A 26,063-nucleotide genomic window follows, 5' to 3' on the forward strand; every position below is an offset into this window, starting at 1 on the left:
TGTGTAATGTTTCATATAACCAAGATAATGAAAGATACAGGACAAAAAGCTTTTCTTATTTTACATAAGAGAGTTCTATAATGTGGAGGAATTCCACCTTTTTTTATGTAGTTTCAGACAATCCTTTTTCAACTAATCTCCCATTGTCTTCAATAAAAAAAGTCCCGCAGAACGTAGATTAAATTGTTCAACTAAGGCATTGCATTAGTTGAATAAAATTCACTTAAGATTCAATAATTTTTCAATTGCAATAACTAATGTTGCATCATCTTTTTTTGTCTTTCCTACTATTTCACTAGTTGTGAAACTCATTAAATTTTTGTCTTGATTATACTATGTAACACTGTATAACCATCCTTTTACATCAGTGTTTTTATTTTGGGCAACTTTAATATCTTTAATATCACTAATAAAATTTTCAATTGCCTTCTTTTCTGTTATTACTGTGTTCTCCCCGTTCTGACCGTTAGTAATTTTAATTTTGCTAATTTCATTTAAATTTCCGTGATTCAGTTCAGAAAAACTCTTGTTATCCGAATTGCATCCAGATATTAATGAAAATACAAAAATACAAAGTAGTAACCATATAAATTTCTTCATATTTACACCACCTACAAATATTTTTAAATTAATTATATCAACTTAACGTCTTGTATAATTTGGGGGAATCTCACATTTTTTCATATAAAATTAAACAATCCTTATGGTACTAAACTACCATTTTTTCAAATAAAAAAAGAGCTGATTAGAGCTCCAAAATGTTATCTAACAAACAACGTTTTAGTTACATAGGCATAATTTCTTTCTTAACCAATTAGTTTTATTAACCTAATCAATCACCAATAAATTTCACATAACTTACTTCATTAAAATTATATATTTTTCTCAAATCAATCAATATTTTTTCATATTCTATCTGATAAGTAGTATGGATCCATTTTGAATATTCCTCCCACTCTTCAATAAATTGAAAAAAATCTTTTTTATTCATTTTCAATCCATAAAGATAATAATCACTTATCCTTGAAAGTTGTTTATATGATTTCCACACTGTATTTTTTTCAAATATTTCATCATGAAGATGTTCTTCTATTACAAAGCTTTTAACAGTTTTATCTTTATAATTTACAGTTGCACTTAAAGCCATTATTTTTCCCTCTACCTCTTATAAGTTTTTAAAATATTACTATCAATCTTACTAATTTTATCTTATCCTTTTTTCTTTTTTGCTTTTCAAAGAATTGCACGTTATCAATCCCTTTAACTTTTAAGAAAAAAAGAACATATTCGAATCTGCCATTAGGTAATACTCTTTGTTGACACGCCTCTTTTCAATTTCAATCTTTTGCTTAGAGTGTTAAACAGAAAATAATTCATAATTAACTATTTATTGAATAATAGTTTAAGTGGGACGGTTAAATGATACATATAGGAGGTGTGCAATTTGAAGAAAGTCGAGCATATGGATCGTTTGAAACCAAATATAATTAATCACTTTTCATCCAATACAAATAACAATGATGATTTTTACCATATCAAATATCAGCAGTTTGATTCGTTTGAAAGATTAATAACAAATAATGCACCATTAAGTCATAAAAAACAGGCGATAAAAAAACAAAATTTATCCTTCATTAGACTATTAAATGTAATCCCGAACAAAATTAGCATTGATATTTTTATTAATAAAAAGCCATTAATTTCTAATTTATCATTTAAAAACTCGACTCATTATTTAAGCATTTCTTCTGGAGTACACCATATTGACATTTTCAAATCTGGGGATTTATCCAACCCGATACATTCTGAAGAAATATCGTTACTTGATGAGCAAAATTATACAATTGCAATTGGTGCTAAAGTAGAGAAGATTTCACTTTTTTCTTATACTGATGATCTTTCATTACCTTTAGGAGAAGCTAAAATTCGTTTTATTAACTTATCTCCTAGTTCAACTAATCTTGATTTTGCTGTAAAAGCTGGGGAAGGAGACGTTGTTTTTTCAAATGTACCATATAGAAATGCATCAGAATATCTCCCAATTTCACCTATGACTGTTAATTTAGAAATAAGGTTATCAGGTACAAAATTAATTATTCTGCCGCTTTATCAATCAAAATTCCAAGAAAATATAGTATATGATTTAGTGTCAGTTGGGAGTATTGGTGGGGATTCAAAATTTGATGTTATAAAATTATATTAGTAAAATAAAAAAACTCGGGTTTTTTTCCGAGTTTTTTTATGCCTCTTTTGGCAGAGTTATGCAAAATGCTGTCCAATCCTCATCAGAAATACATTCGATTTTACCATCGTGTTTTTCTACAATTTGTTTACATACAAATAAACCAATTCCAGTACCATGATTTTTTGTCGTAACAAATGGTTCAAAAATTGTCCGTATGCTTTCTTCACTTATTTTAGGGCCATTATTTCTAATTTGAATTTCAATTTTATCTTCTAAATCAACAACTTGATAATGAATCGTTTTTTGACCGTTGTTTTCAGCAAGTGCATCAATTGAATTCATCAGTATATTAAGTAAAACTTGGCGAAGTTCGTTTCGGAAACCTGGTATGTATATATGATTAAAAAGTCCTTCTTGTAAAATAACATTCGAATTTACAATACTTGGATATAGAAAATCAGTTATCTCTTTGAATAAATCATTTATTAAAAAGTTCTCCACCATTTGATCATGATCTTTTTTCGAAACATGAAGAAATTGATCAATTCTAAAATTTAATTGATGTAATTCATGATCTATTATGTCTAAATATTTCAATTCTGGATGATCACCTTTAAGCAATTTAACAAATCCAATAATCGAAGTAAGTGGATTTCTAAATTCATGTACAAAACTAGCTGACATTTGACCAAGAATTGTCAGTCGTTCTTTATGTGTTTCATCTATGAAGTGCTTCTTTTCTTCAATGTCTTGAGTAATAATATAAGAATACTGTTTAACTGTAAAATAAATAAACTGATCAAAAACATAGTTTATTTTATTAATTAGTGGTTGAAGTAAGCTAATACTTTCTTCAAATTCTGACAAATGTTTAAAAAGTTCACTTCTGCCTATATTCGAGTTATACACAAAATCACCGATGTTTGCGCTGGCCTTCGCTCGTTCAAGGGCTATTTTATGTGCCAAATCTACTACTTGATCCTCATTAATTTTACCTTCAATAAATAATAATGTATAATCAATCAATTTGGTTCCATTAATGATAATCTCGGATTTAAATGGATCATCATCGCTAATTACCGCTTGAGCGACCCAATTCTTCGTTAATGTAGGCATACTTTCCTTTATGAAAGAGCTATACCTACTCTCTATTGATTTATCAATAAGGAACACCTCCAATAAAATCTATTAATTAAATAGTATCAAATTTTTAAATATTCGTTAAGTAAAAAATAAAAATTTGTCGAATTTATTACAAAAAGGTATTATTTTTTACAATTTTCCGATTTTACATAAAATTAAAATTATAATTATAATGAAGTTAAAATCCAATTAATTTTAAAATTGGCTTTCAAAATTCTCATTATCAATCTTATAGTCAGTTATTAATAAACTAAAAGTATGAAAAAATGTCAATAATATCGTATGTAGAATAGAATAAATTTAGATACAATTAAATTAATAAACTGAAAGTAGGTTTTTTTATGGCTAGTAATAATGTTGAAGATTATTTAATTAAAGGTATCTATGGTGAAAAGCAAGTAAAAATTGAAGAACGAAACGTTTTTTTAGGCACAATTCGCGAGAGAATTGAAATTGCATTAACAACTAGTCAAGTTATGTCGAATTCAATTTATCCAAACGTTGAAAATTCAATTAAGAACAAGGATGTCACATTATTATTAAATGGTACCCTTCCTTACAATTCAATCTCAAAATATATTTTAATGGCTAAGAATAAGAATATTCCATTCTCACTTGTCAACAATCTGCCCGTCCCTACCCCAATCGGACTAGTGGTGACTCATAGCAAAGCAATTGAAAAGAACGAAATTTTTGTAAAAGATGCACTTTTTAAATCAACTGATTTTTAATCACTACGGTATGTGAAATTTTCAAAATGATAGATAAAAGCGCAGCTTAATTGTTTGACAATTTAAGTTGCGCTTTCTTCTTGGCTTTCAGTTTTTTTAACTGGTTCACGTGTTAATTCAATTGATTTTATATAGTGCCCATCTAGTTTAAGTACTTTAAACGTACAGTTTTGAAATTTAATAAAGTCTCCCTCTTGGACATCAAAATTTTCGGTTAGAATCCAACCACCAATTGTGTCGACATCTGTATCGTCAATATCCAAACTAAAAACATCATTGATTTCACTAATTAATACTTTACCAGCGATAATAAATTTATTTTCGTTTACTTTCGTAATATCCTCTTTTTCATCAACATCAAACTCATCTCGAATTTCTCCAACAATTTCTTCTAAAATATCTTCAACGGTTACCAGCCCAGAAGTTCCACCATATTCATCAACTAAAATCGACATATGTATATGTTCTCTTTGCATTTTCACAAGCAGATCATGAACAGAAATTGATTCGATAACCTGAATGATCGGTCTAATATATTGTTCAAGTGTTTTTACCTCTGCATCTCCTTTGTGAAGGACAAAATCAGTAAATACATCTTTAAAATTAATTAACCCGACAACATGGTCTTTATCTCCATCTACAACAGGAAATCGTGTATACTTTTCTGTGCTCATAAAATGAATATTCTCATGAAAAGGTTCGCGCAAATCAATTGCTGTCATTTCCGTTCTAGGTACCATAATTTCTTTAGCGACTCGCATATTAAAATCAAAGATATTATTTACATACTTAAATTCTGATTGATTAATTTCGCCACTTTTATAGCTTTCTGAAAGTAAAATTCTTAATTCTTCTTCTGAATGCGCTACCTCATGCTCCGAAGCAGGTGGAAGTCCGAATATTTTTAAGACTAGTCTTGCTGAATTGTTAAACAACCATATAAACGGATATGTAATTTTGTAAAATAAAATTAACACTGGAGCAAACATTAACGTAATTTGTTCTGCCTTTTGAATTGCAATTGTTTTAGGAGCCAATTCACCAACAACTACATGAATAAATGTAATAATACCAAATGCGATTAAAAATGAAATCGTTTTTGTTATAGCAGGATTCAAATTCATATGTTCAATTAAAGGTGTAAATAGCTTATCTATAGTGGGCTCACCTAACCAACCTAAACCTAAGCTCGTAACAGTAATACCAAGTTGACAAGCTGAAAGATATTCATCAAGATGGGTAATTACTTTTTTAACAGCTCTTGCTTTTTTATTTCCTTCCCCTAACAACTGGTCAATTCTTGAACTTCTTATTTTAACAATCGCAAATTCTGAAGCAACAAAAAAGGCCGTAAATGCAATTAATACAACAACTAAAAGTAAATTAGTTCCAATTCCTAACAACTGAGTCATCCCTCCATTTGGAAGTGAAGGCTATCTTCATAATCTAATTTTTAAAATTAGGCTTATCTTAGTATATTCAGTTAAATAATTTGTTATCAAAAAATTTTTAAAAAGTATTTCATCAAAAGTGCAAATTAAACACCTATGTCCTGCCCTTCGCTAAAAAACAATATAAAAATAAGAAAGTTTACATAATCAGTCATTTTAATAGGTATATCAAATAAATTCGAAGTATTATAAGAACTTTTGCCGAGTCAACACTAGTTTTGTCAACCATAAAGGAAAGTCGAATTTAATAAAGAACTGTTTATATATAAATTATTAGAGGAGGAATGGCAATGTATACAACTTCTCAAGTAGCGGAACAGCTTCAACTAACAAATAAAAAAGTTTTATTATTTTCAAAAAAAGGTAATTTAGAATTAGAGAAATCCAATAATGGATATTTATTTACAGATGAACAAATAGAGCAAATTAAAGAAATTTATGAAGAATCAATTCAAGTAGTTGAATCAAAACAAATGGAAACTGACAATATTGATCTGATTAGAGAGTTAACTCAAAAATTAATCAAACTTGAAGAAAAAGTTGAAACAAAAGCAAACGAGGTTGTTTCAGTGCAAATCTTGGAACATCGCTGTGAAATAGAAGATTTAAAAAAAGTAATTGGTACTCTTGAAAATCAAGTTGACCAATTAAATGAACAAGTAACTTTATTAAAGGCTGATTTAGAGGATCAGAAAAAAATTCTAACATTTAAACCAAAAAAACGGTTTGCAATCTTATCAATTTTTGGAGTTTAACCGTAAGTTATTCAGTGCGAAAACTTAATAAGAGTTCTGAAACGTAGCAGATTTTCTCTGCTGCGTTTTTTTACATACTTAAATTAATGTTGGTAAAAATAAAAATGAATGAATGAAGGGAGGAATTTCTATGCAAAAAAATGCACGTCAATTTACTCAGGATGCTACGACTGAACTTAAACACGCTATTGAATGTCTTCAATCTGCATTAGAAACTGTTGAAAAACCACAAAATCACGAAAGAATTGAACAAGCTCTACAAGCTTGTCAAACAGCTTATAATCAAACAAATCAAACAGCTTCTATTCTTGAGCAAGAATAGTGCAATTTGTAAAAACTCAGGAATTCCCCTGAGTTTTTTTAGTGTGTTGAAATTATAAGTAGATAATCGGTCGAGATTAGCGAATATATTGAGTAATTCATTTCTATATTAAGACCCCGCATGCGCGCCTAGGAGACTCAGGTCTCGCCCCATGGAAAGCGAGAATCCTGTAGTGGAAATCAACATCATACCGCTTCCTCTACATTAAAAATATGCTCCTTAATTGAATAGTTCTTTTTTCAATAGACTGAAAAAACTCAGGAATAACCCTGAGTTTTTTAAAAAAATTATTTATCGTAATACATCAATATTTCTTTAAATTCATCTGAATGTTTCAATAGTTTAATAGCATGCTTGATATCCAGTAAAAAAGGAACAGTAATAATATCATCACTAATTTCGAAATACTCGTCTATAGGTAAGATTTTAAACCCTACACTTCTAGCAAACATATAAAGTCTTTTATTAATTGTACCAATATACCAATCAGCGTTACTATTCATCGCATGATCATAACAAGCCAATAAAATATGTTTAAAAAACCCTTTACCTCTATTTTCCCGGGTTATTAATAACTTACTAATTTCATAGATTTCTTCATTTTGGATATATTTAATATACTTGTTTTCGGAAAAATTATAATAATATTTGTTTTTGTCTTCACTGCCAAACTCAAATTTATCAAACTCCAATGTGCCAATTAACTTTTTATCCGAACTACAAATACCATAACGAGTAACTTGATTATGCCTTTTTAAAAAAGGTATTTCGTTTTCTTCACAAAAATCTCCCCAAAGCTCGTTAAATAAATTATTCTCTTCATTTGTATGAATAACACGAAACACTCTCATTCACCCCTAAAATTCCTATATAAATATTCTTATCTTACGTCTATAAACCTATGTTTATACCAAATTTTAATAAACTCACATGAATTCTATTTAGTTATTTTGTTAAAAAAATATATAAATATCTTGAGTACATGGCTCTATTGTATGGTAAAATTTAGCTTTTGGCAACGCTTTCATAAGTAATTATGTATAAAATGTGAATTCCGAATTATAACATAATTAGTTTTGTAATATAAATTTCCAATTTAAAATAATTATTTTAATGAAATTTCATTTCTTAAAATAAGATATAGACAATGTAACGAAATGTCAAACCACAATACTTGTTGTTTAGAAAAAATATGCCCTACGCCTTTCGTTCGGTATAGGGCACTGTTTTTTCTTATAGCGTAGCTAACTTTGAACAATTTGTTCCAAGTTTACGTTCGAAAATCACTTTATTTCTTCAAGGGTTTTATTAATAATTTCAACTAATTCCCTTTCACCTACTAGCTCATAAAAATCCTCGCCCTTTTTCTTAGGGTAAAACTGAATATAAGTTCCGCAACCTGCCTCTAAAACTTTACGATGAACATTACTTCCTGGATATAAGCAAATTACTTCATTGATCGGTTTTCGCACAAATGATAATTTACCATTCACGCGTTCCACATATTTAAGTCCCCAGTATTTATACATTTGTTCCATAGCTTTTGTGTTTCCTACTGGCTGGTAGATATTAAACATAGGGCTATATTTAATTTCAAAAATGATTGATGCAACATATTCATTATTTTTTTTCCGGTAAAAATCTAACCGAATATCGGGTTTCTTAGATTCTTCACCGCTAAAAAAATTAGTTCCTTTCAACAGTGATACTTGTGGGCTTCCTTCAATGATTTCGTTATACACTAAACTAATAATCCATTCTTTGTTTTCAAGCTTTACAAAGGCACCATCCATTAGCTCATCATCTTTAATATGCATTAAAATCTGTTCAGCTAACGGTTCTTCATCATTATGAAACTTCAACTTAAGGAAAATATCGCATAATGAAAAAAAAACAAAGTATTCGTATAGTAAAAAAGTTGGCTTATAAACAGGTAAAAGCATTTGTTTTTTACCATATTCCTTTACCTTTTTATCAAACAAGCTTAACGAGTGAATAAAATTTAAAAACACTTTAGAAGGACTGGAAGGGTAATTAGACGTATCATTATCAGTCGCGATCCGAAAAATACCGATTGTATATTCTCTAAAATAAACTTCATAAAGTTTTTCTAAGGAATTCGTAATTCGTTCTTTCTCTGAAACGCTCTTCACTAATTTTTCTAGCTCGATTTCCTTTAATAATTTTGACTGTCGATATTTAGCTTTTTCCCGATCCGTAATTGATCCATTACCGACAACGTTCTGCATCATTTTTTCAATATCTCTTATTTGAAAATCGATTTGATTCATTTTATTTTTGTCTTTTACTAATTCATATTTTACAAAAGTTAATAGCGTTTCAATTGTTAATAAAAATTTGCGCACTTTATTTTTTGCATACTTGATTTCATCTAAATAATTTTCCTCTTGAACAACAGGCTGCATCGTTAAATTCGTTGCGTTTGAAATGTCTGGATGCAATAAATTCCATCTAATCGTAGTGAAATCTAATTTTTTAACTTGCCTTTTTAATTCATATTCTTTTTTTTGTTTCCGCTTTAGTTTACTAATAAATTGCTGAATAGCTACAAGTAGTCGCTCTTCATTCGCTTCGATAAAGCGAATAATTGGCCAAAAATACATAGTTCCATTTTGTGTTAAAGAAGCTGAAGATTTTTTAAAGTATTGGGAATCATTCATTATTCCATTTATTTGTTGATGTAAAGTGGCATGCATCCACTCTAATTGATCGTACTCTAAATTTTTCGGTACGATTTTAATCATTCCGTAAAAATGTTGTTCCTGATAAACAATGCAAAATTCATAATAGCCACATCTCCAAGGATATGCATTTTCCGTTTTCCCATGTTCATAAATTAGTATTCTTCTATTTTCAGAGGTGAAAATATATTGATGATCATCTAAATTTTCTTGTTGAAAATGATACAAATTGTTCCAAATGAATGTAATTTTACCGTCAAATTCACCATCAACTTGAAATAAAAACCTTTTTAATTCCTGTATTTCATAGGCAAATAAATAAGCTTCCTTTGGGTTCATTGTTAGTGCATCAAGAGAGATTTTTTCTTCTTTGCCTCTAGTTCCAACTAGAATTGCAATTGTAAATGGTAGATAAAGAGGTTCAAAAACTTCTGGACTTTCGTTAGTTGACATATCCATCAATCTCCAGCTGTTTTCTTTTCTTTTTCAATTCTTTAATAGAATTCTCAAAATCAGAAATTGATCTACCTAAATTTGATTTCATAATCATGTTTAACAGCCCTTCTTGTTCATTCCCCTCTCCGGTACCAATTAGTTCTTCTAAATTTGCAAACAGTCCCCTGACCTTCGTTAATACACGTTGCTTTACAAAAAGATCGATTGCTTCTCTACGTTCAAATTGGATATGTGAAGGCAGTGTAGGGATATTAGCTAAATAATTTGATAAATCTTTTATCATTCGAGGAGAAATAATTCGTTCACTAAGCGACTGCTCAACTATTTTATTAAATTCGTCAAAAAACTTAAGCTCATCATTTGTAAGCTCTGAAGAACTGAACGTTTTCTTCGTCCAATTATTAAAGGATTCTGCATTAATATAAATTTGAGGTACATTTTCATATATATTTTCATTACTCATCTTTTCAGCATAATTTACAAAAGACGTAGATCTAAGTGAGATGATATTAACACGGTCTAATAATCTTAAAGAAAACTCACTTGAGGTTTCATCAAAATTAACTGTACCAACAAAAATAATATTATTTCCTATTTTTACTTTAGGCTTATAATATTGGTTAATTACGACATTATGATCATGAAATAATGTAATAACTCTCTTATCTTGTGGCATTTCTAAAATTGATAAAAATTTACTAAACCAATGTTCAATTTGAGATAGATTCATCTCATCAAAAATCACCATATACATCCTGTGTGGAAATTGCTCTGCCTCTATAAGTAATTTTGTTAAACCAGTCTCTGAGTCTATATAGATTCCTGTTGCCGGATTTAAATAGCCTAATAAATCGTAATGTTCTCGATAAGATGGTGAAATTGGAACAAAAAGTAGCTCTTTTCCAAACTCCAGTCCTAAAGTCTCACCATAAACCCTTGCTAGTTGTGACTTCCCTGTACCACTGACTCCACCTAGTATTGTCAATGCCTGGAATTTACAACATATATGAAAATTTATGATGTCTTTTTTTTCATATAATAAGCCTTGCTGCAAGCAATTTTGATAAAACCTTTCAATGAACGCATTTTCAGAATCACTACTCCATTCAATTGGAAATGGTTGTTTCTCAGTAAATTCTTGAGTATAGATCAGTTCTCTACATTCTTTTTTAAAGTCCTTTTTCAGCTCATCCCACTGTTTTTCCGGGATAAAATAAATTAAATTATTTAAATGAATAAAAGACTTTTTCAGTTCATTTTCATCATATTCTTGAAAAGTAACTTCATTTTGCTTTTCTAAGTAACTGATATCATTCATCATCGATTTTAAAAATAAATTTCCATATAGTCTATTTTCATAAAAAATAAATTCGGGTTGTTCAAAGTCATTAAAATATTTTGGTAGATGAATTGGCAAGGATCCTTTTATTAACCGATTTTCCACCTCTTCCCGTTTACCATCCCCTCTAAGTTCAATAACTGGTAAAAGATGATAGAATGAATCTCTTTTCCCATCAAAAAACTCAACTAAATCTGCTGTAATTACTTCATTCGCATATTCTAAACGAAACATGACTAACTTAGAATCAAACACCTTTTTTAGTCCGTCAATTATATCGTCTTTTTTCTTACTTTTAATCCATGGTTTTATTTTACTTTCATTATTTTTATTTGCAGTTGTCCCTACAAACAGCACGTCTTGAGTCGAAAAACTAGCCTTTAATTTTGATGGAATTGGAGATAAGCATTCTACATAAAAACGAATATGATCTTCATCCTCATAAAAAAGCAAACTCTGCTTTTCTTGATCCACTACTCTTTCTGTAACAATTTTTCCAAGAAACAAGAAATTATGAATTTTTTTCACTAATTTCTGGGTCAATGCGCGTTTTAATTTCAAAGTCATTTCCCCCACTTTCCGACATTTCTCCTACATTTTACGTTCAAAGTAAAGAAATTATGAATACTACGGCCTTAATACAAATAAAAACACCTAGGAAATCCTAGATGTTTAAATAGTAGACAAAGTATAAAATCAAGTTGTTGTTAATTGTTGCTTCTAATGTAATTTGTATAAGTTAAATAAATTGAAAAAGTCCTAAAGCATTAATTGATAATAAACAATATCTAACCATTGATTAAACTTCTGGCCAACTTTATAAAAATGTCCAACCTTTTGATATCCTAATTTTTCATGCAATCTTTCACTAACTTCATTTCCACTAGTTATACATGAAATAATTGTATAATGACCTAATTTTTTAGCTGTTTCGATCATCTCAACCATTAATGCTTTTGCTAACCCTTTACGGCGATGATCTGGATGGATATAAACAGATAGCTCTACAGTATGTTTATATGCATCTTTTTCTTTAAATTGTGTTATGGAACAATAACCCGTGACGATTCCATTCTCTTTAGAAACAATAACTGGATAAAGTTCTGGATGATTATGAAACCATATTAGCATTTCCTCTTCCGTTTTAATTTTCGTGTCAAATGTAGCAGTTGTGTTCATGATTGCGTCATTATAAATTGTTACAATATCTTTTACATCTTCTTTTGCTGCAAATGTTAGTTCCATTAAACTTCCTCTTCTCATTTATTAATTTTATTTTCTTATTTTACATTATAATAAACTTTTTCAACTAATGGTTTTATCAATTCTGGCTTATCCTGATTATTTTCTTTATCTTTTTTCACGTAATACCTGCACCTATATTAGGCTCATTACATATACTGCGTTAGTCGGAATGTTAGGAGGTATAAGTATGAGTGAAAAAGAAAATAACAACACTCCAGATGAAAAACAAAGCCATTCATCTATTGATTTACAACATTATTTAAAAAAGGTGGATGATTTAATCGATCAATCCCCTATTAGAGGTCTATTTGATGAAATTGATAAATTCTTCCATAAACACGGTGTATTTTCTTCAATTGGAGTAGAAATCATCGAAAATGGAGAAGAGCTAATTATTCAAGCAAGTATGCCTGGTGTTAGCAAAGAACAAATTTATATGGACTTAGAAGGAACAATCTTAACAATAGGCTTAAAAGCTGATACGACTACTGAAGTTTTAAACGATCAAACAAACTACTCATATAAAAAATATTCTTATAGCCAATCACAACGAATTGTTAAATTACCATACCCAATCAATGCAACGACAGCGGCTGCAATTTACGAAAATGGAATGCTTGTCATAAAAGGTACAAAATTACCAGAATACCAAAAACAAATCTTTTTAGACTAAAATGACAATTTAATCATTTCAATTAGCTAGCAAAAACTAAATTAAATAATAAAAAAACTGAGTATCTTTTAAGTACTCAGTTTTTTATTAAATCATATTTTATTTTAACATTTAACCATTATTGCCCGTTCAATGTTTTAATATCTGACAAAATGTCATCAAATGGCACATTACTTACACCGCTGTAATCTTTCACAATCTTGCCTTTTTGATCAACTAAATAAAACCTAGTACCATGAATAACTTGAGAATTGTTTTCTGGTTTTTTAACAATTGTTTTAAAATTTTCTGAAGCAAATTTTTCGATATGATTTTGAGAATAACCTGTTAAGAAGTTCCAATTACTAAAGTCAGCATTAAATTTATTAGCGTATGACGTTAATAATTGTGGTGTATCAACTCCTGGATCAATACTAAACGAAATAAAGTCCACATTCAATTTCTTTTCTGCTGCCTTTTGTTGTAATTTTGCCATATTTGCTGTCATCGGCGGACAAACTGTTTGACAACTTGTAAATATGAAATCAGCTAGCCAAACTTTACCTTTTAAATTCTTTGTACCAAATGACTGATTTTCTTGATTTTTGTATGTAAATTTCTCTAAATCCCAATTTAAAGGATTATCAAGTTTATTTCCACAACCACTTAATAATGAAAGACATAAAATCACTATTAATGTCATGAATAACCTACTTTTCTTCATATTTCTCCCCCTAAGTTGCGTTGTACTCGTCCATTGTATCAAAAATAGCTTACTCTTTTCTAATATTTTAAATTAATTAACATATAAACTTTAAATTTTTCAAAAGATAATTTTACAAACTAAAGTTACACTAATCATGTTGATTAATAATCTTCGAAAGGATGACTGATCATGGCAAATAAAAAATACAAAAACTTAGACACGAGTTATCGAAAAACTTTTAAAGATTATGTCAAATGTGGAATTGAAAGAAGTAAAAAAAGAAAAGATTACAGCAGTACAATTCAACAAAGTAGTCAAAAGGAAATCTCATTTTTAAAAGAAAATCGTCATAAAACAACTATTACATGGATTGGACATTCTACTTTTCTAATTCAAATTAACGGAGTCAATATTTTAACTGATCCTGTTTATGCTAATCAAATGGCTTTAAAAAAGCGTTTATCAAATCCAGGGCTGTCTTTATCCGAATTACCTCCAATTGACATAATTTGTATCTCACATGGTCATTATGATCATCTTGATTTTAATACATTACGCCATTTTCCAAAAAACACATTGTTCATTTTACCAATAGGTTTAAAGGAAAAGTTTCATAAACGTGGCTATCATAACGTAAGTGAAATGAAATGGTGGGAATCAAAAAACTATTCTGGAATTAATATTTCATTCGTCCCTGCACAACACTGGACGAAGCGAACATTATTTGACAGAAATAAATCACATTGGGGTGGGTTTGTTTTCAAAACATCTACAGAATGCTTATATCACGTTGGTGATAGTGCATATTTCTCAGGCTTTAAAGAAATTGGGAAAAAATTTAAAATTGATACAGCGATCATCCCAATTGGAGCATATGAACCTGAATGGTTTATGAAATACAACCATATGTCACCTGAGGAAGCAGTGCAAGCGTTTATCGATTTAAATGCAAAATTATTTATCCCAATGCATTACGGAACCTTTAAACTTGCAGATGACACTCCAATCGAAGCATTAGAGCGCTTATGTTCTGAATGGAAAAGAAAGAAATTAAAAACAGAAAAGCTTAAAATATCTTTACTAGGCGAAACAATACTGCATTCTAAAGTACTTAATAAAAAAGAAGAAGCCATTTTTTATTGAGGCTTCTTCTTTTTAGTATGAAAAAATATTATTCAGCGTAAAAAACAAACCCAATTGCACCTTTACCAGTATGTGTGCTTATAACCGGTGTCGTATAACCAGTTTTGTCTAATTCAAAATTTGAAAATTGTTGAATTGAATTTCTAAGAGCATCTGCAAGTTCTGGCGCATCTGCATGCGCAATCCCTACGCCTTTAATCGTTTTTCCATTTGTATCTTGCTCAAAATACTTCGTTAAAGTTTTTACGACCTGTGGATGGCTACGCACCTTTCCAACTGGAGAATAAACGCCTCCATCAAGTGATGCGATTGGTTTAATATTTAATAATGAACCAATAAATGCTTTACCCTTCCCAATTCTTCCGCCTTTAACTAAATTTTCAAGTGTATCTACCATTATATATAAATATGAATTATTTTTAATTTTCGTAATACGTTTAACGATTTCTTCTTTTGTTGATCCGTCTTCTGCCATTTTTGCTGCTTCTATTACTTGAAAAGCCATTGCTCTTGTAATAAATGCTGAATCTATTACTGTAACATCACCTTCCACCATACCAGCTGCTACACATGCAGTTGAATAAGTACCACTTAAACCACTCGATAAATGAATTGAAATAACTTTACTACCATCAGCTGTTAATTTTTCAAATGTCTCTACAAATGTACCAACAGCTGGTTGAGATGTCTTTGGCAATTCGACTGTTTGTTGCATTTTATCGATAAATTCCTTCGGTGAGATCGTAACACCGTCTATATAAGTTTCACCATTTATTTGAATTGATAATGGAATTACTGTTATATTTAAATTTTCAATTTCTTCTTTTAATAAGTCGGCCGTTGAGTCAGTAACAATCTTAATATTCGCCAATTGATTCACATCTTTCTCTTCTAAAATTCTACAAATTTTGCAAGCTAACTTATTATATCATTTTTATTTTCAGTTAACAGTAACTATTAAAATTCCATTAAAAATTCAAAATTTATTAAAAAATCGTATTGACTTCAGAGAAAAATTAGGTAAGTGAAGCGATAAACTATTAGAAGGGACATTCAAATTGACCTTAATAAAATAAAAAAACTCGGTATGATACCGAGTTTTTTACACGTTGTTGGCATAAGAACCTATCAATTAATAAATTTTCCCATAAAAAGAAGCTATGTGTAGTTGATTTCCACTACAGGAATCTCGCTTTCCATGGGGCGAGACCTAAGCCTCCTCGGCTTTGCCTCCGGGGTCTCAGCCTTCCCGCATCTCCCATAGGAGTCGAGAATCCTTCCGTTCCAATCAACTTTTTCAAATAAAAGCAGCAATAAAGAACTTTACTAATCCCCTATCGTATGGGAATATCAAAAATTAGATACTCAGTTATTTTGCTAATAATTGTAACCGTCTACTTATATCAAATAATTAAATTTGTTCTTCAAACAATTACCAACTCAATAATTTATATTCTGAAAAAAGAGCCATTACTAAAAGTTTGGTTTTATTCAATAAATAAATTTTCTATAAAAAAAATAAATAACATTATAACTTCATCAGAAGAAATTCACCTTTAAATAGATCGCTTAGTAACATTTTAACTTTTGACTATTTTTTTATTAAAATGCGATAAAAAAAAACTCGGTACTAGTCCGAGTTTTTTAGTAATTTATTTACTTTTTCTTCTCATCTTTATCTTCTAAAAGATCATTTGTAAGGCCTTGTGTAGAACGCTTAAATTCTCTAAGTGTATCTCCAAATGCCTTTCCGATTTCAGGTAATTTTTTTGGTCCAAATATAATTAAAGCTAAAATTAGAATTAAAATTAAACCTGGAAAGCCTATGTTAGCCATTATTTTCCCCCAACTTCCATCCACTATTAATAAGTAAGTACCAAACTTTCCTTATATAGTAATATTGTCAAAAATTTGTCCATTCGTCAAATAATTTCAAGGATTTTTATAAAATTTTAATAAGTATTAAGATTTAGTTTACATAATAATATTATTTCCATTTTATCCGCATTTTATTTAAGTTAAATTTTCTTTGAACTTCAAGTATTCATTTTCATTACTTGGTACAACAATACTACCTGATTCAATTTTATCTTTAAATTCTCCAACCTTTAATAAAATGGGGTCCTCTACATTATTTTTAGCCCATATTAACCTTATGCCACCTTCATTAAGCCCATAAATTAATGTTTTATCACCATGAAATTCATTTGTTTTTGCTTGCTTAGCTAAATCATATACAGCTTGATCAATTTTTTTTACAATTGAGAAAAGAGTTACATTTTCAGGTAAACCTTGTTTATATTCGTTTTTGTTTACTCCAATAACCCACAATTCTCTTTTATTTGATTTCTTTATTTTTTTGGCAGTATTAAAAACACCCTTACTTGTTAAACCTGCGACAGGAAAAATAATATCTACATTTTGATTAAAGAAATCGGTGGCTATTTTAGAACCTTCTTTTGGATCACTAAAAGTATCAGAATAAGCAGTAAAAACTTCGATGTCTTTATTGATTGATTTAACTCCAGAAATAAAACCATATTTATAACGGTTTATTATTTCATTGTCGACACCGCCGATAAACCCTAATTTTTTTGTTTTTGTTTTCATAGCCGCAATTACGCCTGCTAAAAAACCTCCATCTTGTTCAGAAAAATTAATACTTATCACATTAGGTAAATCAACTCTTGAATCAATTAAACCAAAATTTATATTTTTATATTGAGTGGCAACTGTATTCATGGAATTAGTTAAATTACTTCCGATTCCAATAATTAAATCATAATTTGAATCTGCCATTTTGCTTATTTTCTTTTCAAATTTTTTAGTACTTGTTGTTTCAATGTAATTATAATCTTTATCTATTTTTAGCTTCTCCTCTTTTGCAAATTTAGAAATCCCTTTCTTTGCAATTGAGTTTAAATAACTATCATTTTTACCATTAGAGTTTGATACGATCCCAATTTTAAATGAATCACCAGAATTTTGTTTAACACTGCAAGCCGAAATAACGACTGCAATTAACATCGTGAAGATTAATGCAGTCCTTTTTTTATACAAATCATTCACCTCATTCAAATACAATTATTTCTAGTATGAATTTCGGTTAATTCTTTTATTCGTCTCTAAATGCATGTATTAGGAAATTAAAGGTTTTTAAGACAAAAGAAAAATTATCAACTAGGGATTCAAAAGAGTATTAAAAAAAGTAAATTCTTTCCTTGGACCGCTCTTAACCCTTTAATCCCAAAACTATTCAAATGTTCCTTTGACTAATAACTCATTATTTCGCATCATGATTTTACCTTTTGATATAACGCTTTCAATTTCTAAAGTAGTTTTATTTAAAAATACTAAATCAGCATCGAAACCATTTTTGATTTGACCTTTTTGTAATTTTAAGATGTTAGCTGGATTGATTGTGATTACACTAATTGCATCTTCAATCGAAATACCTTCGATTAAAATGGCATCCTTCACTTCGGTATATAAACTACTTACTCTTCCAACTTTCATTCCTCTTAATTTTCCATTTTCATCAAAATCAGGGAGACTTCCTTGTCCATCAGATGTAAATGTAATTTGTTCAATATTAACTCCAGAGTCGAGCATTCTTTTTAAACCTACACTACATTTGACTTCACCATTATTTAAAAAGTGTGGAATGGAACTTGTCGTAAAGTCTACAAATCCACCATTTTTTGCATATTTAATCCCTGCTTCAAATAAGTAACTATTTCGGTTAATATGCGTCGGATAGAATTGAGTGATTGGTAATTCAGTTTCATCTACAATCTCCTCAATCATTGATAGCATTTTTTTACTATCCCCTATATGTACATTCACAACACCAGCTTTTCCAGAAAGTAACCCTCCATTTCGAGCTTGTGCTGCTATTCTTGCAAATTCATCCTTTGTCGGTTGAGAAGATCGATGGTCTGAAATTGCAATTTCCCCAACACCAATAATTTTATCAATAAGGATGATGTCTTCTTCAATTTTAGGAAATAGTGTTTTAACAGGTGTTTGGTATGAGCCTGTGTAGACAAACGAAGTTATTCCTTCTTCCTCTAAAGCCCTACATTTCGCAAGTAAGCTTGCCATTGTTCTCGTTGTTCCATCTGTACCAAGCACCCCTACTACCGTAGTGATTCCACCTTTTATACAGTCAGATAATAATAATTCAGGTGTTCTAGTTTTAAACCCACCTTCTCCTCCACCTCCAATAAGATGAACATGTGCATCAATGAAGCCAGGCACAATATAGTAGTCAGTTGCATCCAATATTTGTATAGGCAGATTAGCTGAAGTAAAGTTTATTTCCTCATGAACATACTCAATTTTTTCATTCGAAATTAAAATATCGTTTTTACCTATTGATTTGGGTGAGAATATTTCTCCATTTTTTATGAGTAACATATATACCTCCAATTAGATAAATTAGTTTAAATTCAGATTAACATATATGCATGTTTCATGTTTTAGGAATCTTTGTTGCTTTCTAAATTAATAAAAAGCTATCTGGAGCCAGTTTACATACTACTAACAAAAGTTGAAAACATTAAATCTCCACATTTGTTCATAATACTCTCAAGGATAAAAATGATTCAATTAATATAGGAGGCATTTTTATGAGTAGAGCAATGAAAGAAGAATTAGCAAATGCAATTACTCACGGAGTCGGCGCAATCCTGAGTATTCCAGCACTGTATTATTTAATTAGTAAAGCACTTAATAACGGAACGCCTTGGCATTTATTTTCTTTTACAATCTTTGGATCTTCCATGTTGCTCCTTTATATTTGTTCAACTTTACTTCATAGTGTAAAAGACCCGAAGCTTATTAAAATATTTACCATACTAGATCACTCAGCTATTTATTTATTAATAGCTGGAACATATACTCCATTTTTACTCATAACATTAAAAGGGAAAATTGGTTGGTCGTTATTAACTATTGTTTGGGGATTAGCCGTTTCTGGTGTAATCTTTAAATTTATATATGTTAATCGGTTCGAATTATTTTCTACAATTGTTTATTTAATAATGGGTTGGCTAATGATGTTTGCAATTAAACCTATTTATGCTGGACTATCTGGAATTGGATTTTTCTACTTATTATTAGGTGGATTATTTTACTCTGTTGGCACGATTTTTTTTCTCGTAAAGCGTTGGCCTTATAGTCATGCAATATGGCATTTATTTGTTTTATTAGGAAGTGCCTCGATGTATTTTTGTATTTTTAAATTCGTTGTTTAAAAAAGGAGGTTGAAAAACAAAGTAGAAAAGCGCTCAAATGATAAATTGAGCGCTTTTGTTGATTATTCGATAATCTCTTTTATATATTTAGTTAGTTCTTTAGAATCAGTAATGCCGATTTGTTCAGGATATACCGGCGGAAATACTTTAAGCGTCACATTTGCTGGTTTAATTCGATTTCCATTTGCCTCTAAAATATTATATGTACCTTCAATTCTAACAGGAATTACTGGAACTCCAGATTTAGTTGCTAAATGAAGGCTTCCTGATTTAAATTCACCCATTTTACTACTCTTACTTCTAGTACCTTCTGGAAAGATAACTAATGAATGACCATTTTTAAGTTTATCAACACCATCAATTATGGCTTTAAGTGATTGTCTTCGATCGCTTCTGTCCATAAAGACACTATGCATTTGTTCCATCCAGTCTGGAACGATTGGTAGTTTTTTTAATTCGACTTTTGCAATAAATCCAATTGGCTTTTTTAAATAGCCTAATAGTAGGGGAATATCAAAATTACTTTGATGATTACTAACAAATAATACACCTTGGTCTTTTGGAATATTTTCTAATCCTTCAACGGTTACTTTACTACCAGTACAACCAATCATCATTTGACCAAAATAGTCAGGAAATTCATGCATTCTACGGTCTCTTTCAATTACTGGCAAATCTTTTGGTAATTTTTTTACTGATGATAATTTTAGCTTGGCTTCAATTACACCAATTACAATGCGTGTTGCAGCATATATTGTGCGAAACATACTATTCCTCCGATAATTGAGTATGTTAATTATTATACAAAATGCCCAACCACTTGAAAAGTATTATTCATTTTGTTTATAAATGTAAGGTAATTTAAAGACAGAGGCTTAGTTGGGATCTACTTTAATTTAAAATTCTAGAATTGCCAATTCAGTATATTTGTCTTCTCGATTGCAAAATTATATACTTAATAAAAAAAAGAATCGACAAGTATTTGCCGATTCTTCGATATTGTGAATCTTTAGTTCGAAACTTTTGCATTGCTGAATTCTGCAGCAAGAACTTTAGCTTTTTCGATTGCATTAGCTTTAATTTCTTGTGCTTTATCAGGCATTGCAGCCATACCTTCAACGAATAATGTAGTTACATCAGTAACACCAACGAAGTTTAAGATACTAGTTAAGTATGGGCTAGAGAAGTTAATTCCAGTAGCAGGACCTTCTGAATATACGCCACCGCTTGCTTGGATGTGTAATGCTTTTTTGTTTTCAAGTAAACCAACTGGACCATTTTCAGTATATTTAAATGTTTTTCCAGCAATTGAAATATTATCAATAAAGTTTTTAACTACTGATGGGAAACTAAAGTTCCAGAATGGAGTAACGAATACATACTCATCAGCTTGAGTGAAAACTTCTAAATTATGATTCATAGCAGCTAAAGTAGCTTGTTGATCTGCACTTAATTCTTCAAAAGCAGTACCGCTTGCTAATTTACCCCATGCATCAAATACAGTTCCATCTAACATAGGAACATTTTCTTTAAATAAATCGAAATGAACAACTTCATTTTCAGGATTTGCTTTCTTGTATTCAGTAATAAATGCTTCCCCTACAGAAAGACCAAATGAATTTTCAATCGCATTTGGATTTGCAGTAATATAAAGTAATTTTGTCATTTTAACAACTTCCTCTCAGTTTCGTTTATCTTTAATTCGAGATTTTATTTTAAAAAAATTAAGGGATAACCAAATCCCTTAACCTCATAATAATATCTTTAATTCAAGATGTCAACACTTTTTTTCATATACAAAATAGCGATATTTTATTTCTGATTTTTCATCAATCTGCACTTCAGATACGGATTTAACATTCCAATCTTCCTTTAAAAAGTTTGGGAAAAATGTATCTCCTTCAAAATTATGTTCAATTTCAGTAATATAAAGGGTATCTAAATACGGGAAGGTTAAATTAAAAATTTCAGCCCCACCAATAATAAACAAATCCTCATTTTTATGATCTTCAAGATAACTGATCACATCATTTATAACCGTAACACCATCAGGATGAAAATCCTTTTGTCTTGTTACAATGACATTCTCACGTTTAGGAAGTGGTCTACCAATCGAATCAAAGGTTTTTCTTCCCATAATAATTGTCTGTCCAGTAGTCACTTTTTTAAAATAAGCAAGCTCTTGCGGAAGATGCCAAGGCATCTCATTATTTAAACCAATCACATTGTTTTCTGACATAGCAACTAATGCAGCGATCATACACTTACTACTCCTTTAATCGCAGGATGAAATTCATAGTCTTCTAATGTAAAATCTTCAAATTTAAAATCAAAAATGTTTTTAATCTCAGCATTTAACTTCATTTTCGGTAATTTATGTGGCTCTCTTGATAGTTGTAAATTAATTTGTTCAAGATGATTTGTATAAATATGAGCATCTCCAAATGTGTGTACAAAATCACCTAATTCTAAATCACATACTTGAGCAATCATCATAGTTAAAAGTGCATAAGATGCGATGTTAAATGGTACTCCTAGGAAAATGTCAGCTGACAAGATCTTCAACCAAGCTCGTTACGCCTGGCCCGTCCTTTAAAGAACTGCTACATGTCACCATGCAGATGAGACTATATCACGACCTCTTAGACGAGGCCCCTTGCATTTCGAGTGCCAATCACTTGCACCCTACTCCATATTTGGATAGTCGTTAGGCATTTATTATTCTTTTTTATTTTGCAAAGAATAAATTTAGCACGGGATTGTCTTTAATTAAAGGGTTTCCCCGTTTAGCAAGGTTTTCGGTACAGATCACTCTGTAAAGGCGCTCAAATTTAACGCTGATAAAGCTGACAAGATAACTTTCCATCATTCACGTAAAATTGGAAGAAACAATGACATGGTGCTAAAGCCATTTTATCAAGTTCTCCAACATTCCAAGCTGAGACAATTATTCTTCGTGAATCTGGATTTGTTTTTATTTGATTAATAACTTCGGAAATTTGATCAATTGTTGAACCATCAGCTGCTTTCCATGATCTCCATTGTTCACCATAAACAGGACCTAAATTACCATTTTCATCGGCCCACTCATTCCAAATACGGACACCATTTTCTTTTAAATATGCAATATTTGTGTCGCCTTTTAAAAACCATAGTAATTCATGAATGATTGATTTTAGATGAACTTTCTTAGTCGTTACTAAAGGAAAGCCATCTTGAAGATTAAATCGCATTTGATAACCGAATGTACTGATAGTCCCTGTTCCAGTACGATCTGTTTTTGTCATGCCATTGTCTAATACGTGTTTACATAAATCTAAGTATTGCTTCATACTTGGCCCCCTAATTATGTATTCTTAATTCTTAATACTCCTCTTTACGAACCTCAATAAAGCCAAAGTGAAATTCTGAAGACTTACGAATTAACTGATTAAAACCATATTTTTTAAATCTTTCACTTCTAAAATGATCTTTCAAAACTACTCTTTTTTTAGCAACGCGTCTAGCTTCGTTGATCACTTCATTATTGAGATCATCATATGATGCTAAGTTTTTCAACGCTGCAATACCAGAAGAGGCTTCAATATTTTTTTCAAACATCGGATCAAAATAAACGATATCAAAAGAATGATCAGGAAGAGACTTCAAATAATTTTTATAATCAATATTTTTCACTTCAATTTTATTGATGATATTCGACCAATCATTAATGTTTTGCTTATTTGTTTTTAAGCCTTTTGAAGTTAAGTAAGAAATGATTTGATTTTTCTCTAAGCCTAAAACTTTCCCTTGCTCACCTACAACATAACTTGCAACAATGCTATCTGATGCCATTCCAAGTGTACAATCTAGAAGTGAATCACCTTTTGTTAGTATACAAGCATCACAAAAAGGATCATGTTCACCTTTCATCAATCGTCTAATTCTGAAAACAGAGGAATTCGGGTGAAAAAAATATGGAATTGCTTGATCATCCTCATACCATTCTAATCTATTTTTACCTAAAACTAATATAGGTTTATTAAATTTATTATAAATTTCTTCTAAGCTAAGTTCATTTCGGATTATTGCCTGTCCATTTAAATCTGAGGCAATTATTTCAGCTTCTTTTACTAAATTAATATCCGGCCTTAAGCAAGTTGTAATAATCATAGTTCTCCTTAATTAAGAAAAAAAGAGGATAAATCCTCTTTTCAGACTGTTGACAAACGCTCGCTTTCTTCGTTGCTTCGCCTGTCTGCGGTGCTCATTACCGTTTTAGGTAACTCCGCTCCTCACCAGGCTTCGCGCCTCGAAAGACAAGCGCTCGCAATCAGTCTGAAAGTCAAATTGTTGAATTTTGTCTAAATACTGAAAAGAGGAATACTCCTCTTTTTACATTTGTTCGAATATTGATTGAATTCTAGCTTTAATATCTTCTGGTGTTGAACCTTCGATTTGTTCACGAGGTATAAAACCAACTACTTCTTTACCTTTAAATACTGCCATTGAAGGTGAAGAAGGTGGGAAATCTGCTAAATATTCTCTTAAAGTAGCTGTTGCTTCTTTATCCTGTCCTGCAAACACAGTCATAACATTTGCTGGTTTCTTTTCTGAATCGATTACTGCTTGAACTGCAGATGGTCTAGCAAGACCAGCAGCACAACCACAAACTGAATTAATTACAAAAAATGCAGTATCATTTAATTCATTCATAAATGATTCTACTTCTTCCCCTGACGTTAATTCTGTAAAACCATTTGAAGTTAATTCTTCTCTCATTGGTTTTACAATACCTTTCATGTACTCATCGTATGCATTCATTGTTTTGTTTCTCCTTTTTCATTTTCTGATTTCATACGTTCAGTCATTTGCTTCCAAACTGAACCTAATGCTTCCTCACCATTTTCAATTCGATGTAATGCTAGTTGAACTTGTAACTTCACTTCGAATTCTGGGTCGTCTAATGCAGCTCTTAATGCTGGAATTGCACTTTCATCACCTAATTCGAAAAGAAACATTGCCGCACGCCATCTGACTAATTTACTTGAGTCATTTAACGCTTCAATCATAGCAGGCATAGCTTCTTCATAACCGATGTCAGATAAACAATCTCCAGCAATTCTTCTTACACCTACTGCTTTATCCTTTAATGCCTCATATAAATAAGGTAACACTAATTTAGATTTTAACATACCTAAATAAGCTGTTGCTAATCTTCTTATTGAAACATGCTCATCTTTTAATGCTATTTTTAGTAAAGGCAAATCTTCAATTGTCGGATCGATCTTTACAAATCTAGCATATCTTTTTTTCCAATCTTTTTCTTCAAAAATATCTGCAGTAAATGGTTCAAATTTAGGAGCAACTTTTTTCTCAGAAATTGTAGCATCGTTTGTCATTACTTCGTTTACAATATTTTTAATATCATTTTCAGAATGAGTAGCAGTTAATTCATCGATAATTTCTTTCTCGATGGTAGACAATTCACCGTAGCGAATTCCATAATCAATCCACTGTCTTTCAAATACTACATTTGATGCAGCCGTTGTTAGTTTCATAATTGCTTCTTTATAGTACGGTGGTAAAGCTGCTCTTTGTTCTTCACCATTAACAATTAATTTTAACTGCATTGGGATGTTATGATACATTTGAACAAATACTTGTACTTCACCAAAATGATTATCAATTACAGGTTCATCAGTTGCTACATCATTTACATCTTCTCCAAATACATTGCGTACTTGTAGTAAAATACTTTGCCAATTTGCATTTGACTTACGATCAATAGCAATAAAATCAGCTACATGGTATACACTTTTAATTCCTTCTATCCCTAATATTTGTTTAATAATTTCGGGTGCTTTTTCTATATTATCAATAGAATAGTGATTTCTACTGCCAGATGGCAATTCTTCATCTAATAGTACTTTCATTGTATTAGGACTTGGTGTTGGTTCAATCGATTTAATCTTCATTTTTAACTCCTCTTCTTG

26 protein-coding genes and 2 pseudogenes are annotated in these 26,063 nt (G+C 30.3%); 7 read left to right on the plus strand and 21 right to left on the minus strand.

All coding sequences use genetic code 11. The features are described from left to right. Window positions 1-333: 333 nt before the first annotated feature. Together CN692_RS23820 and CN692_RS23825 are read right to left on the minus strand one after the other, a co-directional pair. Window positions 334-600 (minus strand): hypothetical protein, encoded by a 267-nt coding sequence (locus CN692_RS23820; RefSeq protein ID WP_098121616.1) that lies wholly within the window; start codon window positions 598-600, stop codon window positions 334-336. Window positions 601-832: 232 nt separating this feature from the next. Further along, window positions 833-1,147 carry a hypothetical protein gene (locus tag CN692_RS23825; protein ID WP_098121617.1) on the minus strand — a complete coding sequence of 105 codons (315 nt, stop codon included), beginning with the start codon at window positions 1,145-1,147 and terminating at the stop codon, window positions 833-835. Between the two features lie 297 nt (window positions 1,148-1,444). Here CN692_RS23825 and CN692_RS23830 point away from each other — a divergent pair, with 297 nt between their 5' ends. Then, on the plus strand, window positions 1,445-2,203 hold the full coding sequence (locus tag CN692_RS23830) for a DUF4397 domain-containing protein (RefSeq protein ID WP_098121618.1): 759 nt from the start codon (window positions 1,445-1,447) through the stop codon (window positions 2,201-2,203). A gap of 36 nt (window positions 2,204-2,239) precedes the next feature. Here CN692_RS23830 and CN692_RS23835 read toward each other — a convergent pair whose 3' ends face one another. Next, window positions 2,240-3,370 (minus strand): histidine kinase N-terminal domain-containing protein, encoded by a 1,131-nt coding sequence (locus CN692_RS23835; RefSeq protein WP_373605054.1) that lies wholly within the window; start codon window positions 3,368-3,370, stop codon window positions 2,240-2,242. A 299-nt stretch (window positions 3,371-3,669) separates the two neighbouring features. Between CN692_RS23835 and CN692_RS23840 the strand changes: the two genes are divergently transcribed. Beyond that, complete coding sequence (locus CN692_RS23840; RefSeq protein ID WP_098121620.1) at window positions 3,670-4,059, plus strand: YueI family protein; 390 nt, start codon at window positions 3,670-3,672, stop codon at window positions 4,057-4,059. A gap of 62 nt (window positions 4,060-4,121) precedes the next feature. On the opposite strand, the gene CN692_RS23845 is transcribed toward CN692_RS23840, so the two are convergent. After that, the gene (locus CN692_RS23845; RefSeq protein ID WP_257144116.1) at window positions 4,122-5,462 is read right to left on the minus strand and encodes a hemolysin family protein; all 1,341 of its coding nucleotides are present in this window, start codon (window positions 5,460-5,462) and stop codon (window positions 4,122-4,124) included. A gap of 338 nt (window positions 5,463-5,800) precedes the next feature. On the opposite strand from CN692_RS23845, the gene CN692_RS23850 reads away from it, so the two are divergent. Both CN692_RS23850 and CN692_RS23855 read left to right on the plus strand, forming a co-directional pair. Continuing rightward, window positions 5,801-6,265 carry a MerR family transcriptional regulator gene (locus CN692_RS23850; RefSeq protein ID WP_179865661.1) on the plus strand — a complete coding sequence of 155 codons (465 nt, stop codon included), beginning with the start codon at window positions 5,801-5,803 and terminating at the stop codon, window positions 6,263-6,265. A 130-nt stretch (window positions 6,266-6,395) separates the two neighbouring features. Further along, window positions 6,396-6,587 carry a hypothetical protein gene (locus CN692_RS23855; RefSeq protein WP_098121623.1) on the plus strand — a complete coding sequence of 64 codons (192 nt, stop codon included), beginning with the start codon at window positions 6,396-6,398 and terminating at the stop codon, window positions 6,585-6,587. Between the two features lie 287 nt (window positions 6,588-6,874). On the opposite strand, the gene CN692_RS23860 is transcribed toward CN692_RS23855, so the two are convergent. The 4 genes from CN692_RS23860 to CN692_RS23875 form a co-directional block, all read right to left on the minus strand. After that, the gene (locus CN692_RS23860; RefSeq protein ID WP_098121624.1) at window positions 6,875-7,432 is read right to left on the minus strand and encodes a hypothetical protein; all 558 of its coding nucleotides are present in this window, start codon (window positions 7,430-7,432) and stop codon (window positions 6,875-6,877) included. Between the two features lie 438 nt (window positions 7,433-7,870). Then, window positions 7,871-9,742 carry a hypothetical protein gene (locus tag CN692_RS23865; RefSeq protein ID WP_098121625.1) on the minus strand — a complete coding sequence of 624 codons (1,872 nt, stop codon included), beginning with the start codon at window positions 9,740-9,742 and terminating at the stop codon, window positions 7,871-7,873. Continuing rightward, window positions 9,732-11,645: a hypothetical protein gene (locus CN692_RS23870; RefSeq protein ID WP_142317423.1), complete on the minus strand. Its 1,914-nt coding sequence runs from the start codon at window positions 11,643-11,645 to the stop codon at window positions 9,732-9,734. The genes CN692_RS23865 and CN692_RS23870 overlap by 11 nt, the downstream gene beginning before the upstream one ends. A gap of 198 nt (window positions 11,646-11,843) precedes the next feature. Then, a complete protein-coding gene (locus CN692_RS23875) occupies window positions 11,844-12,329 on the minus strand; it encodes a GNAT family N-acetyltransferase (RefSeq protein WP_179874541.1) in 486 nt (161 codons plus the stop codon). A gap of 187 nt (window positions 12,330-12,516) precedes the next feature. Here CN692_RS23875 and CN692_RS23880 point away from each other — a divergent pair, with 187 nt between their 5' ends. After that, a complete protein-coding gene (locus tag CN692_RS23880; protein ID WP_179865663.1) occupies window positions 12,517-13,002 on the plus strand; it encodes an Hsp20/alpha crystallin family protein in 486 nt (161 codons plus the stop codon). A gap of 118 nt (window positions 13,003-13,120) precedes the next feature. Here CN692_RS23880 and CN692_RS23885 read toward each other — a convergent pair whose 3' ends face one another. Further along, window positions 13,121-13,705: an SCO family protein gene (locus tag CN692_RS23885; RefSeq protein WP_098121629.1), complete on the minus strand. Its 585-nt coding sequence runs from the start codon at window positions 13,703-13,705 to the stop codon at window positions 13,121-13,123. Window positions 13,706-13,876: 171 nt separating this feature from the next. On the opposite strand from CN692_RS23885, the gene CN692_RS23890 reads away from it, so the two are divergent. Further along, complete coding sequence (locus CN692_RS23890; protein WP_098121630.1) at window positions 13,877-14,830, plus strand: MBL fold metallo-hydrolase; 954 nt, start codon at window positions 13,877-13,879, stop codon at window positions 14,828-14,830. 28 nt (window positions 14,831-14,858) lie between these two features. Here CN692_RS23890 and CN692_RS23895 read toward each other — a convergent pair whose 3' ends face one another. From CN692_RS23895 to iadA, 4 genes are all read right to left on the minus strand, one after another. Further along, window positions 14,859-15,701, minus strand: coding sequence for a DegV family protein (locus tag CN692_RS23895; RefSeq protein WP_098121664.1), 843 nt, complete (start codon window positions 15,699-15,701; stop codon window positions 14,859-14,861). Between the two features lie 785 nt (window positions 15,702-16,486). Beyond that, the gene (locus tag CN692_RS23900; protein WP_098121665.1) at window positions 16,487-16,669 is read right to left on the minus strand and encodes a twin-arginine translocase TatA/TatE family subunit; all 183 of its coding nucleotides are present in this window, start codon (window positions 16,667-16,669) and stop codon (window positions 16,487-16,489) included. 174 nt (window positions 16,670-16,843) lie between these two features. Further along, window positions 16,844-17,890, minus strand: coding sequence for a BMP family lipoprotein (locus tag CN692_RS23905; protein ID WP_098121631.1), 1,047 nt, complete (start codon window positions 17,888-17,890; stop codon window positions 16,844-16,846). 192 nt (window positions 17,891-18,082) lie between these two features. Further along, complete coding sequence (gene iadA, locus CN692_RS23910) at window positions 18,083-19,249, minus strand: beta-aspartyl-peptidase (RefSeq protein ID WP_098121632.1); 1,167 nt, start codon at window positions 19,247-19,249, stop codon at window positions 18,083-18,085. Between the two features lie 212 nt (window positions 19,250-19,461). Here iadA and trhA point away from each other — a divergent pair, with 212 nt between their 5' ends. Beyond that, the gene (gene trhA / locus CN692_RS23915; protein ID WP_098121633.1) at window positions 19,462-20,088 is read left to right on the plus strand and encodes a PAQR family membrane homeostasis protein TrhA; all 627 of its coding nucleotides are present in this window, start codon (window positions 19,462-19,464) and stop codon (window positions 20,086-20,088) included. A gap of 62 nt (window positions 20,089-20,150) precedes the next feature. On the opposite strand, the gene CN692_RS23920 is transcribed toward trhA, so the two are convergent. The 8 genes and pseudogenes from CN692_RS23920 to CN692_RS23955 form a co-directional block, all read right to left on the minus strand. Next, the gene (locus tag CN692_RS23920) at window positions 20,151-20,855 is read right to left on the minus strand and encodes a lysophospholipid acyltransferase family protein (RefSeq protein ID WP_098121634.1); all 705 of its coding nucleotides are present in this window, start codon (window positions 20,853-20,855) and stop codon (window positions 20,151-20,153) included. A gap of 242 nt (window positions 20,856-21,097) precedes the next feature. Then, complete coding sequence (locus tag CN692_RS23925) at window positions 21,098-21,754, minus strand: FMN-dependent NADH-azoreductase (protein WP_098121635.1); 657 nt, start codon at window positions 21,752-21,754, stop codon at window positions 21,098-21,100. 111 nt (window positions 21,755-21,865) lie between these two features. Further along, on the minus strand, window positions 21,866-22,348 hold the full coding sequence (locus CN692_RS23930; protein WP_098121636.1) for a dihydrofolate reductase: 483 nt from the start codon (window positions 22,346-22,348) through the stop codon (window positions 21,866-21,868). Continuing rightward, window positions 22,345-22,641, minus strand: a pseudogene (gene thyA, locus CN692_RS23935) (thymidylate synthase); the annotation flags it as partial. The pseudogene thyA (CN692_RS23935) and the gene CN692_RS23930, both read right to left, overlap by 4 nt. Window positions 22,642-22,922: 281 nt before the next feature. Next, window positions 22,923-23,420: pseudogene (thyA, locus tag CN692_RS23940) on the minus strand (thymidylate synthase); the annotation flags it as partial. A gap of 31 nt (window positions 23,421-23,451) precedes the next feature. Beyond that, window positions 23,452-24,240, minus strand: coding sequence for a class I SAM-dependent methyltransferase (locus tag CN692_RS23945; protein ID WP_098121638.1), 789 nt, complete (start codon window positions 24,238-24,240; stop codon window positions 23,452-23,454). Window positions 24,241-24,462: 222 nt separating this feature from the next. Beyond that, the gene (locus CN692_RS23950; protein WP_098121639.1) at window positions 24,463-24,891 is read right to left on the minus strand and encodes a BrxA/BrxB family bacilliredoxin; all 429 of its coding nucleotides are present in this window, start codon (window positions 24,889-24,891) and stop codon (window positions 24,463-24,465) included. Next, window positions 24,888-26,045, minus strand: a complete 1,158-nt coding sequence (locus tag CN692_RS23955) for a conserved virulence factor C family protein (RefSeq protein WP_098121640.1) — start codon at window positions 26,043-26,045, stop codon at window positions 24,888-24,890. Before CN692_RS23955 ends, CN692_RS23950 begins: the two co-directional genes overlap by 4 nt. Window positions 26,046-26,063: the final 18 nt, after the last annotated feature.

This window comes from Bacillus sp. AFS002410 (genome assembly GCF_002556365.1).
Classification (GTDB): Bacteria; Bacillota; Bacilli; order Bacillales; family Bacillaceae_G; genus Gottfriedia.

Bases quoted from the DNA above. Each gene is read 5' to 3' on its own strand.
- CN692_RS23840 (WP_098121620.1), top strand. From the start codon at position 3,670: ATGGCTAGTAATAATGTTGAAGATTATTTAATTAAAGGTATCTATGGT.
- trhA (WP_098121633.1), top strand. From the start codon at position 19,462: ATGAGTAGAGCAATGAAAGAAGAATTAGCAAATGCAATTACTCACGGA.
- CN692_RS23945 (WP_098121638.1), bottom strand. From the start codon at position 24,240: ATGATTATTACAACTTGCTTAAGGCCGGATATTAATTTAGTAAAAGAA.
- CN692_RS23950 (WP_098121639.1), bottom strand. From the start codon at position 24,891: ATGAATGCATACGATGAGTACATGAAAGGTATTGTAAAACCAATGAGA.
- CN692_RS23930 (WP_098121636.1), bottom strand. From the start codon at position 22,348: ATGATCGCTGCATTAGTTGCTATGTCAGAAAACAATGTGATTGGTTTA.
- CN692_RS23825 (WP_098121617.1), bottom strand. From the start codon at position 1,147: ATGGCTTTAAGTGCAACTGTAAATTATAAAGATAAAACTGTTAAAAGC.
- CN692_RS23890 (WP_098121630.1), top strand. From the start codon at position 13,877: ATGGCAAATAAAAAATACAAAAACTTAGACACGAGTTATCGAAAAACT.
- CN692_RS23865 (WP_098121625.1), bottom strand. From the start codon at position 9,742: ATGTCAACTAACGAAAGTCCAGAAGTTTTTGAACCTCTTTATCTACCA.
- CN692_RS23920 (WP_098121634.1), bottom strand. From the start codon at position 20,855: ATGTTTCGCACAATATATGCTGCAACACGCATTGTAATTGGTGTAATT.
- CN692_RS23875 (WP_179874541.1), bottom strand. From the start codon at position 12,329: ATGGAACTAACATTTGCAGCAAAAGAAGATGTAAAAGATATTGTAACA.
- CN692_RS23925 (WP_098121635.1), bottom strand. From the start codon at position 21,754: ATGACAAAATTACTTTATATTACTGCAAATCCAAATGCGATTGAAAAT.
- CN692_RS23885 (WP_098121629.1), bottom strand. From the start codon at position 13,705: ATGAAGAAAAGTAGGTTATTCATGACATTAATAGTGATTTTATGTCTT.
- CN692_RS23855 (WP_098121623.1), top strand. From the start codon at position 6,396: ATGCAAAAAAATGCACGTCAATTTACTCAGGATGCTACGACTGAACTT.
- CN692_RS23850 (WP_179865661.1), top strand. From the start codon at position 5,801: ATGTATACAACTTCTCAAGTAGCGGAACAGCTTCAACTAACAAATAAA.
- CN692_RS23820 (WP_098121616.1), bottom strand. From the start codon at position 600: ATGAAGAAATTTATATGGTTACTACTTTGTATTTTTGTATTTTCATTA.
- iadA (WP_098121632.1), bottom strand. From the start codon at position 19,249: ATGTTACTCATAAAAAATGGAGAAATATTCTCACCCAAATCAATAGGT.
- CN692_RS23880 (WP_179865663.1), top strand. From the start codon at position 12,517: ATGAGTGAAAAAGAAAATAACAACACTCCAGATGAAAAACAAAGCCAT.
- CN692_RS23955 (WP_098121640.1), bottom strand. From the start codon at position 26,045: ATGAAGATTAAATCGATTGAACCAACACCAAGTCCTAATACAATGAAA.